Source organism: Aestuariirhabdus haliotis, assembly GCF_023509475.1.
GTDB classification, from domain to species: domain Bacteria; phylum Pseudomonadota; class Gammaproteobacteria; order Pseudomonadales; family Aestuariirhabdaceae; genus Aestuariirhabdus; species Aestuariirhabdus haliotis.
Genome location: NZ_JAKSDZ010000004.1, coordinates 118,980 through 131,947 on the forward strand (window position 1 = coordinate 118,980; position 12,968 = coordinate 131,947).

Here is a 12,968-nt window from a genome sequence, read left to right on the forward strand (position 1 = left end):
ACGCAAGCTAAGGCAGGCTTTAGCTGCGTTCTTTCGAATAGGAATCGATAAGGTTTCGTACGCTATCAGGCGGACTCTGAAATACTTGCTTTGTGTTGTTCGCCCAGTTGAGCAAAAATCTCACCGACAGCTGCTAGCAGGCAGCTGTAATGTGAAAGACCTTCCATTGCATTAATCCCCTGACTGCAACCCACACTTTGATCCAGACTCTGAGCCATAGCAAAGGGCGACCAATTATCATCCGTACCGTGCCATAAATGCGCAGGTATTCGATTCTCTTCTAGCAATGCATTCCACGGATTCACATAAGCTGATATATCTCGTACGTACCCTCTCGCGCCCGAAACAAAGCACTGCCTTATTACCGGTATTATTGCTTTTTGAAAAGTCTCATCCAAGGATAAGGCCTTATCCTTACCCGCTGACGAAGCAAACAACATACGATATAAGAAACCGGGCGCCACACCGGCTAGCAACCGTTGAAAAGCAACCATGCTTCTAAATAGATTTCGTGAATCCCGAGCGGTTTTAAACACGGCGCCACCGGCCATCTCTGACAGAAAGGTGCCGCTATCTATCGGAGCTGCTGAGGAAATCAGATGCATCTGTTGGACAGGGGCTTTCAAATATTGGCTGGTTTCCATTACCACAAAGGCCCCTATCGAAAAACCAATCAGTACAACCTTCGCACCCTCAACGGCCTCATCAATATCCTGCGCTAAACGCTGAAAATACGCTGCCCCCTTTAATGCAGGACTGACAGAAAATCGATTCGGGCAAATTACATCCAAACGGTGCTGTCGGGCCAGCGACTCGAACATTACCGCTTCCTGGGGTCCTCCCGGAACGCCATGAAAATAGATCACCTTTGTACCCTCAGGATGTCCGTATCGAATAGCGTTCAATTGCAGCTCCTTGTTGTCATTGAACCCGCCATAGCGGGCTCAATCATAATCACATTAAAATGAATAAGTGAGCCATTCTATACCGGGGACATCAGCAAACAAGAGTCGTAGCTTCTTGAAGATGTTTAACGCATCTCGAACAACTCCTGATGAAAGCTCTGTGACTTCAGGCCATGCTCTTTCAGGTTATTACGCAAACTGGCTCCAAAAGCACTGGGGCCACAGAACCAGATACTGGCCTTACGCCAACCTGGGACCATACTCCGCAAACGATCACCGTCCAGCTTGCCATCTTTGTTCGCCACCAAAATATGCAGCCTTACTCCGGCCTCCTTAGCGTCGGCTTCCAACTGCTCCAGCGGCTCCTTTTCATATACCGCAACGGGATGGAAAAGATCGATCTGCTGCTGATGAGGGGCTTTGGCCAACGCCTTCAAGCGGGCAACAAAGGGCGTTATACCAATGCCGGCACCAATCCAGATTTGACGGGCGTTGTCATCCTCAAAGGTAAAACGTCCGTAAGGCCCTTCTACCTCGACTTTATCACCAACTTTCAACCTGCTGGGTAACTGTCTGGTGTAATCACCCAATGCCTTGGTGATAAAAACAATTTTACGCTCTTCCGGATTCCAGGCCGAACCAATCGTAAATGGGTGCTGTCCCTCTTTAGGATCATGGGTGACAAAGGCAAACTGACCCGCCTTATGCCCCGGCCAGCCATCGTCTAGCTGCAGGGAAGTTTCCAACACTTTATGTTCCGGGAAATATTCCAGCTTATCGATGGTGCCAATAATACGCTTGCCGTAGCCAAACACTTTCAGTATCAACAGAACACTCGAAATCGTGCCGATTAATAACAACACGGCGATGGCCATACCAACGGGTTCGCTCCAATAACTGAATTTGGTCAACACCAGGGTATGCCAAACCAGAGCGAAATACCCCAGAGCAATTAACCAATGGGTTTTAGCGAACAAGCGATAAGGGAAACGTTTAACCAGGGCTAAAACAAGCAGCACTATCGCGATGTAAAACGCCCATTCCCCGATCTGCTCGGCGGTGCCTCTTTGCTCTCGGAAAAAGCGTTCAATCACCATCAAACTATCCGGATCAGGACGAGGCGCACGTTCACCACGCTGCCACAATCCCAGCTCGATTAACCAGCGCGGTCCGTTAGCAGCCACCCAATGTAAGGTACCTGCCGCCGCCGTGGTAATACCCAGCCATTTATGAAGCCGATAACCTTTATCCAGCCCTCCCAGAAAAGGTTCCAGCCAGCGCGCACGGGTCGCCAGTAATACCGCTATACTCATCGCACCTATAGCAATCACTCCGGTGTATTGCACCAGGTAATTGCGTACGGCTATGAAATTGACTGGCTTGGAAAAGTCACCAGCAGACAATAGCCAAGCTAGCGTTAACAGTGCCAAAACCCCCCAAAAGCTCAGGGTAATCTTCCTCATTATCATCTCCAAAGACGACAAAAATCATTCAATGCGGATCCTATAAATCCTTAGGGCAACTCTGATTAATTCAGATGAACTCTGGCTTTCAGGCGAGTTCAGAATCGCGGCACGCCTTTACAGTAAGGTCGAGACCTTTCAAGCAGGCGTAACAAAGCGTCCGGGTTCGCCTGCAAGACCCGCAGGGCGGACCTAAAAATATTTTTCTGTGTATCGAAGTCCTTGTTCAGGTCTCGACATGAACGGCGAGCTTCGACTTGATAAAAAGCTTTTTTAGGGTCCGCAGAGCTCTATTCGATTTAATCAGAGTTGCCATAGGCATTAAATAACAGAAGATCGTTTGTATAGCCCCTATCTTTACCGGCCATTGACTCCTGGAAACGGCTATTTCACGGCCCTGACGATTCGCTGACAACATACTGACAAGCGACTTAATCAGAGCCAGATGCATGATGATTAGCGCGCAATCACTCGCATTGAACTGGGTTCGTTTTAATCACGAAAGGTTTCCACACGAGAGCCCAGCATACGATTAAGGCTGCCATCCTTGTCGATCACATGATGCTTTAGTGCACCCACAACGTGTAAAACCACCGCAGCGACTAACAGATACCCGACCCAATGATGAGCAGCATGAAAAAAGGATCCGAGCGTCTCGTTATGAGGAATCACTTTGCTCGTATCTTCTGGATCAGGGTTTCTGGCCACTAACTCCAGCCCCAATACCTCAACGCCATTACCGCCCAACGAGGACATCAAAAAGCCGGACAGCGGCATCAACAGCGTACCCAGAATCAAAACATAGTGAACAATTTTTGCGAGTAGTTGTTCTACTTTTGAGTATTCACTAACCGGTGACGGCCAACCATTTTTTATTCGCCAAAATACTCGAGGCACTACCACCAGAATGATCAATACTCCAAAGGACTTGTGCCAGGGATAGAGGCTGAAGGTTTCCGTCTCAACCATGAAGATTCCCACAGCTAACAGGATGATCATGGTTAAACCCACGATCCAATGTAACGCAAGAGTTGTCGCACTGAACTTATTAAGGGTGTCTAGCTGCATAAGATAATTCTCTCGTGGCGTTTTGGCTTTGGTTTTGCACTGCACTCATAAACAAGGCAGATAAACCAGTATAGGTAAGAGATTAACAAACAGCTCTTTGCTGGAACTCAAGTCACAAATTGGTACTATGGAACAAATAAAAACAATGACTTCGTGCGAGCCTGCCTTATCAACAGGCGCAAAACGAAGGTAAAAGGGACAGCATGACACAGCTACCAGATAACCACTCGACCTCCGGGAACCGCCTGTTACAAGGTGGATTAATCGTTGACGGCACAGGCAACCCGGCTTTCCCCGGCAACCTGTTAATTCGTAATGGACAGCTTCAAATAATGGCGCCCGAGGCCAAAATCCCCAATGCTGATGTCATTGACTGCCGCGGAAAAGTCATTGCCCCGGGCTTTATCGATGTGCATTCCCATATGGATTATTTTGCCATCGGTGATGCACCGGAACAGTTCGATCCCTTTGTCGCCCAGGGCATCACCTCGATGGTGGTCGGCAATTGCGGTTTCAGTCCCTTCGGCTTCAAATGCGATAGTCCGCACCACCACCTGATTGAAAACTCCCTGTTTAAGGCCGGTCACGGAGCCATCGATTGGAGCAGTTTCACAGGTTACCGACAACAGCTACAAGACCGTGGCATTCGGCCCAATGTCCTCAGCCTGGTAGGTCATGGCGCTTGCCGTACTTCACTGTCCGGTTTTTCCGCCACACCCTTGCCCGACAGCGATCACCAACAAATGCTTGGCTTACTGGATGAAGCCATGGAACAAGGAGCCGCCGGCGTATCGCTTGGCTTGCAGTATAAACCCGGTGTCTTCGCCAGCCGACAAGAACTTATTGATGTTGCACGACTGGTACAGCATCGTGATCGTATCTTGACCGTGCACGCTAAGGCATACTCGGTGTTATCCGGCACCTACCCGATGAATCCCCTTGGCAAAGCACATAATTTGAGGGCTATCGACGAGATGCTCGATCTGGCCCGGGAGACCGGCGTTAAACTGCAATTTTCTCATCTTATCTTTGTCGGTAAGAAAACCTGGCCTACCCTGCATCAGGCCCTGGACAAGTTTGATCGCGCCATTGCGGACGGGGTGGACGTCAAATTTGATATGTTTCCCTACCCCTTTGGCGCCACTCTGCTGAACACATTATTGCCCGAATGGGTCATGTCCGGCATGCCGGATATACTGCATCAACGGTTACCGATGTTGCGCTTGCGACTGGAAGCCTTACTGGGTTTTCGAGCGGTGGGGCTGGATTATGCTTGCATTCAGATTTCCGAACCCGGTTGCCAACAATACCAGCGCTACACCGGTCTAAGCCTTGCCCAGATCGCCCGAAAAGTTGGCCGTTCACCTTTCGCAGTAATGCTTGACCTGCTCGACAAATCCAATGCTGAAGCCCGTATGATCATGCACCGTTATTATGACCCGGAAGTGATCCCACACTTGATGCAACACCCCGCGGCGATGTTTATGACCGATTCATGGCCGGAACCATCGGGTATCGAAAACGCGGCCTCTTTCGGCAGCTTTCCACGCTTTTTACAGATAGCCCGTAACACCGGCTGTTTGAGTCTGGAAGACATCATTGCACGCATGACCGGCGATGCAGCCAAACGTTTTGGCTTTACCGATCGAGGTTTAATCAAGGACGGTCTGCACGCGGACATTTGCGTGTTTGACTGGCACAAAATTCAGGATAACAGCTCTGCCAGCAACAGCACCGCCGCCCCCACCGGGATCGAGCAGGTGTATATCAACGGCGTCCCGGTTGTGACCAACAGTACTCGGAAAAACGTTCCCTTGAGCGGTGAGTTTTTAGTCGCCAACCATTAAGTTCGCGCCAAGAACTTCCGGCCCACCCGTAAAACCATTAAGGCATTACAGGGTAGTCAGGCATTACTTCTCTGAGTAATGACAAATAAATTGGAACAGCGGATACTGAGGGTCTTCATCAAAGTCGACCGCACACCGGAACAGCTGGTATTGCCAGCGCAAATACACTCGTGAGCCGCTTTCCGTGACCTTAACCCCCGGCATGGTTTTCGCCTGTGCCAGCACATCGGCACGGGTAAAATCATAGGGCGGCTTAAATTCAAAATCGATACTCCCGTAATGGCCATAATCATTTTGGGACGCGATAGCCACATAGCCCTGAGCATAACCACTGCGATCACGATACACCCTGCCACCGGTGATATCCGCCAATAAATTGGCCAGGGACACCGAACCAAAAGCGTCTATCTGAAGAGACTGCAAGGCATCTTTGGGGCTGTTTATCCCCAATCCCTGGGTTGATTCCTTGGCATAGGTAACGGGTAAGAAGAGCAAAAACAACACTGCCATCAATCGTTTGTTCATATTTTCCTTATCCTCAGGGCCATGACACTGGCCACTGAAACAGTGGTTAATTATTCCCTAAAGCAACCCCGAGACCTCACAACAAACTGCAAGCTCAATGCGCATGCGGCAAGCTAATATGAAATAACCTCAATCATCCGAGACCTCAGAACAAATATTGATACAGGAAACCGGCGCTGATCGCCATTCCAATAATCACCAACAGAAAGGCCATCACAAGTTGGGTGTTAAAGATCGATTTCAATAGAATCACTTCCGTCAAACTGGCTCCTGCACTGCCTATAATCAACGCCATTATCGCACCCAACCCCATGCCCTTGGCAGCCAATGCAGCACTCAGGGGGATCACCGCTTCGGCTCGAATATAAAGCGGAATACCAATAACGGCGGCCACCGGAATCGCCAACGGATTGTCCCTGGTGGCAATGCTGGACAACAATTCGGTGGGCATAAAACCATAAATCATGGAGCCGATGGCAATACCGCCAATCAGGTAAGGCAGCACCTTTTTGAAGTCCTTCCAGGTGGAACGCCAGATTCGCAACCACTTGCTGACCACTGGAGCTTGCCCCTGACAGGACGCCCCACATCCCTTGGGGCCATCCTCTACACAGGCTTCGGCGCGGATGTGTTTTTCAAAGCCCATTTTTTCCAGGCCATACCCGGCCACAACGGAAATACCCATGGCGATAATGAAATAGGTCAGAGCAACTTCGATGCCGAAGGTAACCGCAAACAGTCCAATTATGATCGGGTTCAGCAATGGGCTGGCAAACAGAAATACCATCATGGCACCGAAGCCAGCCTTCGCCCTGATCAAGCCCTTCAAAAATGGAATGGTTGAACAGGAACAAAAGGGCGTAATAGAGCCCAATAGTCCGGCCACTACATAACCTTTACCGTTCTTGCTGCTCAGTATGGCTTGAATCTTCTGTGGCGGAATGTACTCCTGCAGCACCCCCACCAGATAGCTGATCAGCAGGAACAACAGCGTCAGCTCCACGGCCAGGAAAGCAAACATACCCAGCGTCTCTTGCACCATTTGATTCGTTATCATTACTCTCACCTAAATCTATATTTCCAGAATAATCGAAATATAATAACCAACACTTCTCCGGTCAAGATATTTCTAGTAATATCGAAATATATTTTTTTGGAGACCGAGATGAATATCGATCAGGCAGCCAAGGCACTGAAGGAATTAGGGCACCCTACCCGCCTGGCGGTGTACAAGCGCTTGGCCAAAGCGGGCAGCGACGGCATCGCGGTGGGCGTGGTGCAGGATGAACTGGGCATTCCCGGCTCAACCCTGTCGCACCACCTGACCAGCCTGACGTCGGCCGGTCTGATTAACCAGCGTCGGGAGGGCCGAGTACTTTACTGCGTTGCCCAGTATGAACAGCTCAGCGCCTTGATGATGTTTTTACAGGAGGAATGCTGCGCCGATCAGCTCGATCCAGTACCTCCAATCAAGGCTAACCGCTGATCTAACCACGGATGTTTATCCCAGCCAGTTCCGCCATGACCTTGTCGGTCATGCTGAACAACTCCCATTCCGTTTCCGGCCGTGCACCCAATGAGCGATAAAACCCCTTAGCCTTTTCGTTCGCAGCCAGTACATCCCAGCGTATTTTCTTGCCTCCCTCATGGGCACATTCCCTCGCCAGCCTGCGCATCAAAGCCCTACCCACCCCTTTCGAACGATAGGCATCCACCACATACAATTCTTTTAGCTGAATCCAGGGCGTCAAATCATAAGTAAAGGGGATGTGGTAATAGACCAGCATACCCGCCAGCTGATCATCGGCCTGCGCCACCAGCACAGAGAATTCTTGTCGATCAAAGAGCCGTTGCTGCAACTCGGGGCCGGTGACGGCAAACTGTTCGAGGTAGCCTTCAAACTCGGCCAGCTGCCGCATTAATTGCAACAGCCGGGCGTTATCTACAGGCTGGGCATAACGAATTTGCAGCTGATTTGCCATTAATCCATCGCCCCGGTTTTAAGAGTAAAGCCCTCATCCAGCCAGCCCGTTACGCCGCCGATCATTTTCTTTACCGGGCGACCCAGTTTGGCCAGCTTGATGGCGGCTTTTTCGGTGCCATTGCAATGGGGGCCGGCACAATACACGACAAACAGCGTATCGGCTGGGTAGACCTGCAAAGCGGCCTCGTTAATGCGTGCGTGCAGCAGGTTCACGGCCCCCTCAATATGGCCTTGGGCGTAGGCCTGCTCTCCGCGCACATCGAGCAGAACAAAGTCCTGGCGTTGGTTACTGAGGGCGTGGTGAACATCCCAGCAATCGGTTTCGAAACGAAGCAACGCCTGAAAATGGTTCAGGGCATCAACGCTGGTCGCGGCGGCAACTCGGGATACGGCTGAGGACATAACTCTCTCCTTATTGATAATCAAGAAGCACCATTATCCTCAGCCGTCAGCGATCCCTCTATTGGCTTGAAAGACACTATTAGATAAGATCAGGCCAAACAACTAATCAAGATCAAGACAGCATCCATACAATTTTCTATCGCTGTCAGAGACTTAACCAGCACTTCAGGAACCGTTTTTTGCTTATGCACCGAGTCGCCATTCTTAGCTACAACCATTGCGCCCTGTTTGAACTGGGCTGCGCCGTAGAGCTCTTTGGTCTGCCTCGGCCAGAGTTCGATCACTGGTATGACACCGAGGTTGTTACCTTTGATGCCGGATTGCTGGAGGCGACTGGCGGGATACAACTGGGTGCCAGGCAGATCACGACCCTGAATGAATTTGACAGCCTGGTGGTGCCCAGCTGGCCGACCGAGACGCCGTCGGTAAGCGATTCACTGGCAACCGAGTTGCTGGATTTTTACCGCGCAGGAAAACGCATTCTGTCCTTTTGCTCGGGTGCATTTTTACTGGCCGAGCTGGGAATTCTGTCCGCCGGCAAAGCAACCACCCATTGGCGCTATGCCGAACGATTCAAGCAGCGTTACCCACACATCGACTATGTCGAAGACGTTCTCTATCTGTATGACGGAAGAGTGGGCTGCTCGGCGGGCAGCGCCGCCGGGATCGATCTCGGCATCGAAGTCATTCGTGGCGATCATGGATACCAGATTGCCAATCAGGTTGCCCGCCGACTGGTGATGTCAGCGCACCGCAGTGGTGGGCAATCGCAATTTGTCGAGACGCCCATGCTTGAGGTGCCGAACCAGTTTGCCGGCGCTCTGGACTGGGCGATCGAACATCTCTCGCAACCGTTTAGCATTGATAAGCTGGCCTCGATCGCCAATATGTCGCGTCGTACCTTCGATCGTAAATTCCGCAACAGCTTTAATCTGTCGGCCAACGACTGGTTGATCAATCAGCGGATCGACAAGGTGAAAGCTCAGTTGGAAAATCAGCAGGGCAGTATCGAACAGGCTTCGGAGCGTGCTGGCTTCGAAAGCTCAGTAACCATGCGACATCATTTCAGAAAGCGAGTGGGTGTCACCCCACTGCAATACCGGCAACAGTTTTGTGGCACCCTATCGGTTGATGCCAATTGAAAAGTGCTCGCGAGACTGGTTTGCAATCAAGCGCCTTTAATATGCCGTTTGGTGCGTGTTGTTGCTTCGGCCTGCAAGGGATCATCGGGCCAGTAATGTTTGGGGTAACGACCTTTCATCTCTTTTTTGACTTCGCTGTAACTGCCGCGCCAGAAACCTTCCAGATCCTGGGTCACCTGCACCGGGCGCCTGGCAGGGGATAACAAACTCAGTGTCAGGGGCTGTTGACCATTAGCTATCGCGGGGTGCTCCGCACAACCGAACATCTCTTGCAGGCGCACCGCCAAAACCGGCGCCAGGGGGTCGCTATAATCGATGCGATGCTGGGATCCGGTGGCGACTCGCCACCGTTCGGGTGCCAACGTCTGCATTCTCTGCTGGGTCTGCCAATCGAGCTGAGCGAGTAATACCTGGCACAGATCCAGCGATTTCAATTGCTCGAGCCGGGTCTGGCGGTCGAGAAAAGGCTGCAACCAAGATTCCAGGTTTTCCAGTAACCAGGCATCATCCAGTTCTGGAATCGTCGGTTCGAAACGCGCGGCAAAACAGATTCTTGCTTGCAGAGCTTTGCCAGCATCGTTCCAGGGCAATGCCGACAGCCCGGCCTCACGAATTCCCTGCAACAACGCCTGCTGAATGGCTTGCGGATCCGGATTTTGTTGGCGAGACTTGCGCAGAATCAAAGCCCCAAGCTGCTCACGCCCTTCGGCCACCACCTGCGCTTGACGCTTGTCCCAATAGACGTCGCTACTGATCACAAGCTGTTCGGCAAACTGATCTCGTAATCTCTCTTGCTCTACCTCGCAGGCCAGAAAAATACGAACATCACTCGTATTTTTGATGCCTCCCAGCTCAGCCACCACCAACCAGGGCACGGTGGCCATGGCGTCATCAAGCGCCATTGAGGCGCCCTTACCATTGGCCAACCGATACCGACCCGGCTCATGCCCTCGCTGCTGGGCAATGCGGTCCGGGTAAGCCCAGGCCAGCAGTTGGGCAATTTGTCCGGAATCAAAACCACAGGGTTTGACCTTGAACTGGCGTTGCCACTGTTTGGACAGCTGCTTGGCTCGCTGCAACGAACCCTTGCGTACCTTGACTCGCCCCGGCGGGCGCTCTCCCTCCATCACCCCGAGACGCAGCATAATGTCCGCATCGCGATGTTGAGGCTCCATAATTAACAGATCGCGCTCGCTTAACAGGCCGGCCAACTGGCAGGCGGCATACCCCAACGAGTTTTCGTTGGCACGGATCAGCATATGAGCCAATCGCGGGTGCATGGCCAACCCAGACATGGCCTGGCCATGGTCGGTTATTTGCCAGATGTCTCCCGCTTTGTGCAACGCTTGCAAGTCGATCAGCAGATCACAAGCCGCCCTGAAGTGTACTGGTGGCGGCGCATCGAGCCACAGGTATTCGGCCGTATCGAGATCCCCCCACGCGGCCAATTCCAACACCAGGGAGCTGAGATCCGCTTCCAGAATTTCTGGCTTGGCAAAGGCTTCCAATTGCAGGTTTTCACTCCACAAGCGGTAGCAGATACCGGCTTCCATACGACCGGCACGTCCGGCACGTTGCTCGGCGGATGCGGCGGAAATACGCTGGGTTGCCAGACGCGTCATACCCGAGACGGGGTCGAAACAGGGGCGCCGTACCAGGCCGCTATCAATCACCACCCGCACCCCTTCTATGGTCAGGCTGGTTTCTGCAATGGGTGTCGCGAGCACCAGACGGCGCTCACCAGGTAAGGAAGGCTCTATAGCGCGCTGCTGCTGCTCAAAGGCTAACTCACCATACAAAGGGCAAATACTGATATCCGCTAGAGATCGCTCTTCCAGCAACGATTGCAGGCGTTTTATTTCCCCTCCACCGGGTAAGAACAGCAACAGATCTCCTTGTTCCTCAGCCACCACCCGCTGAACCAGATCCGCCAGAGCGCGATACCACTGAGCCCCATTGCGGGACAGGGAGCCAATGTCCCGGTGGTGCAGATCAACCGGAAAAGCCCGCCCACTGCTGGTCAGTAAGAGGGAGTTTTGCAAGCGCTCGTTGATCCGTCCTCCATCCAGAGTCGCGGACATCACCACCAGCTTCAACGGTATCTGATCACGATAGAGCTGCTGTGCCTGCTGGCAGAGCGCCAAACCAAGATCGGCCTGCAACGATCGTTCATGGTATTCATCAAACAGCACGACGCCATAATCAGCCAGCTCGGGATCGTTCTGCAATAAGCGCGTCAACACGCCTTCGGTCACCACCTCTATTCGCGTATTCGGGCCGATGCGCCGCTCCAGTGAGATTCGATAACCCACCGTATCCCCTACCGCTTCTCCTAATAAGGAAGCCATTCGTGCGGCGGCGGCGCGAGCCGCCAGACGCCTAGGTTCCAACATCAGGATTTTTTGGCCCTTTAACCAGGGAGCGGCCAGCAGTTCCAACGGCACGGCCGTTGTTTTACCGGCGCCGGGCGGGGCCTGTAAGACCAGGTTATCCCGCAGGCCGAGCTCTTCGCTCAGACGCGGAAGAAGCTCGGCAATGGGCAACTGACGGATTGATTCGGGCAGCAAAGGGTCACCATGGGTGGTCAGGCTAACAAGCTGGGAGTTTATCAATAAAAGCCGGCTTAAGCGGAAAGGAAGTTTACACCAATCGCTTGTCGTACCTTTTCCGACTTACAGTTTCTATACTCTGATGATCAAACAGCGGCCGTCGAATCTTTTACCGCATTCGACACTCTTGTTGATATTTGTCATATCGGCCGCCTGTTTTACCGTAAAAGAAAAGCAAGGCGCCCAAGCTTTGTTGAGTTATGTCAATACGAGCACCATTAGGCTGGGTATAGAATTCGGCCCATAACACAGAGCTAATAGATATCAACACACGGGGAATTCACTATGAAAAAATTGACTCTTTTGGCCGCGATTATCGCAGCCAGTACCGCGCTGTCTGGCCAGGCGATGGCCCGTGAAGCGGGTGATATTATTTTCCGCGCGGGTGCGGCTACCGTTGACCCCACCGGGGTTGATAGCGATGAGTTGACCCTGAATGGAACCACCTTGGCCAACACGGAAGTCAGCAGTATCGACAGCAATACCCAGTTGGGCCTGACACTGACCTGGATGATTACCGACAAGGTTGGTCTCGACCTGCTGGCCGCTACCCCTTTCGAGCATGATATCAAAGCTCAGGGTCTCGAAGGACTCGGCATCAACAAGGTGGGTAGCACCAAGCATTTGCCGCCGACTCTGTCGGTTCAGTATCACCCCATGGGCGGTACCGATTCCAAATTCCAACCTTTCTTCGGCCTGGGCCTGAACTACACCACCTTCTTCGATGAAGATGCCAGCAGCCAACTGGAAAGTGGGCTTAATGGCGTTACCGGTGTAAACGAGAAGTACGATCTGGATCTGGACGATTCCTGGGGCATGGCGTTCCAGGCCGGCGCCGATTACTTTATTACGGACAACATTGCACTCAATGCTACCGTCTGGAAGATCAATATCGAAACCGACGCTACCTTTAAAGGCAAAACATCAGGCACTAAAGTCAAAGCCAAGGATGTGGATATCAATCCCTGGGTCTATATGGTCGGTATCGGTTACAAGTTCTAATCGACTCGACTCCTGAGGTAG

12 protein-coding genes are annotated in these 12,968 nt (G+C 52.1%); 4 read left to right on the plus strand and 8 right to left on the minus strand.

Annotation, left to right across the window (positions count from 1 at the left end; translation table 11 throughout):
- Window positions 1–65: 65 nt before the first annotated feature.
- From MIB40_RS05100 to MIB40_RS05110, 3 genes are all read right to left on the minus strand, one after another.
- Window positions 66–905 carry an alpha/beta fold hydrolase gene (locus MIB40_RS05100; RefSeq protein WP_249691588.1) on the minus strand — a complete coding sequence of 280 codons (840 nt, stop codon included), beginning with the start codon at window positions 903–905 and terminating at the stop codon, window positions 66–68.
- A gap of 125 nt (window positions 906–1,030) precedes the next feature.
- Entirely contained in the window at window positions 1,031–2,368 is a 1,338-nt protein-coding gene (locus tag MIB40_RS05105; protein WP_249691590.1) for a ferredoxin reductase family protein, read from the minus strand.
- A 492-nt stretch (window positions 2,369–2,860) separates the two neighbouring features.
- Window positions 2,861–3,436: a cytochrome b gene (locus tag MIB40_RS05110; RefSeq protein WP_249735314.1), complete on the minus strand. Its 576-nt coding sequence runs from the start codon at window positions 3,434–3,436 to the stop codon at window positions 2,861–2,863.
- Window positions 3,437–3,639: 203 nt separating this feature from the next.
- Between MIB40_RS05110 and MIB40_RS05115 the strand changes: the two genes are divergently transcribed.
- A complete protein-coding gene (locus tag MIB40_RS05115; protein WP_249691592.1) occupies window positions 3,640–5,283 on the plus strand; it encodes an N-acyl-D-amino-acid deacylase family protein in 1,644 nt (547 codons plus the stop codon).
- A 63-nt stretch (window positions 5,284–5,346) separates the two neighbouring features.
- On the opposite strand, the gene MIB40_RS05120 is transcribed toward MIB40_RS05115, so the two are convergent.
- Window positions 5,347–5,808 (minus strand): hypothetical protein, encoded by a 462-nt coding sequence (locus MIB40_RS05120; protein ID WP_249691595.1) that lies wholly within the window; start codon window positions 5,806–5,808, stop codon window positions 5,347–5,349.
- Window positions 5,809–5,953: 145 nt separating this feature from the next.
- Complete coding sequence (locus MIB40_RS05125) at window positions 5,954–6,865, minus strand: permease (protein WP_249691597.1); 912 nt, start codon at window positions 6,863–6,865, stop codon at window positions 5,954–5,956.
- A gap of 108 nt (window positions 6,866–6,973) precedes the next feature.
- Between MIB40_RS05125 and MIB40_RS05130 the strand changes: the two genes are divergently transcribed.
- Window positions 6,974–7,294, plus strand: a complete 321-nt coding sequence (locus MIB40_RS05130) for an ArsR/SmtB family transcription factor (RefSeq protein ID WP_249691599.1) — start codon at window positions 6,974–6,976, stop codon at window positions 7,292–7,294.
- 1 nt (window position 7,295) lies between these two features.
- Here the strand turns inward: MIB40_RS05130 and MIB40_RS05135 are convergent, their stop codons facing one another.
- On the minus strand, window positions 7,296–7,790 hold the full coding sequence (locus tag MIB40_RS05135; protein WP_249691601.1) for a GNAT family N-acetyltransferase: 495 nt from the start codon (window positions 7,788–7,790) through the stop codon (window positions 7,296–7,298).
- Entirely contained in the window at window positions 7,790–8,194 is a 405-nt protein-coding gene (locus MIB40_RS05140; protein ID WP_249691603.1) for a rhodanese-like domain-containing protein, read from the minus strand. Before MIB40_RS05140 ends, MIB40_RS05135 begins: the two co-directional genes overlap by 1 nt.
- Before the next feature lie 185 nt (window positions 8,195–8,379).
- Here MIB40_RS05140 and MIB40_RS05145 point away from each other — a divergent pair, with 185 nt between their 5' ends.
- A complete protein-coding gene (locus MIB40_RS05145) occupies window positions 8,380–9,336 on the plus strand; it encodes a helix-turn-helix domain-containing protein (protein ID WP_249691605.1) in 957 nt (318 codons plus the stop codon).
- A 26-nt stretch (window positions 9,337–9,362) separates the two neighbouring features.
- On the opposite strand, the gene hrpB is transcribed toward MIB40_RS05145, so the two are convergent.
- Window positions 9,363–11,903 carry an ATP-dependent helicase HrpB gene (gene hrpB, locus MIB40_RS05150; protein ID WP_249691607.1) on the minus strand — a complete coding sequence of 847 codons (2,541 nt, stop codon included), beginning with the start codon at window positions 11,901–11,903 and terminating at the stop codon, window positions 9,363–9,365.
- A 327-nt stretch (window positions 11,904–12,230) separates the two neighbouring features.
- On the opposite strand from hrpB, the gene MIB40_RS05155 reads away from it, so the two are divergent.
- Window positions 12,231–12,947 (plus strand): OmpW/AlkL family protein, encoded by a 717-nt coding sequence (locus MIB40_RS05155; protein ID WP_249691609.1) that lies wholly within the window; start codon window positions 12,231–12,233, stop codon window positions 12,945–12,947.
- The last annotated feature ends 21 nt before the right edge of the window (window positions 12,948–12,968 follow it).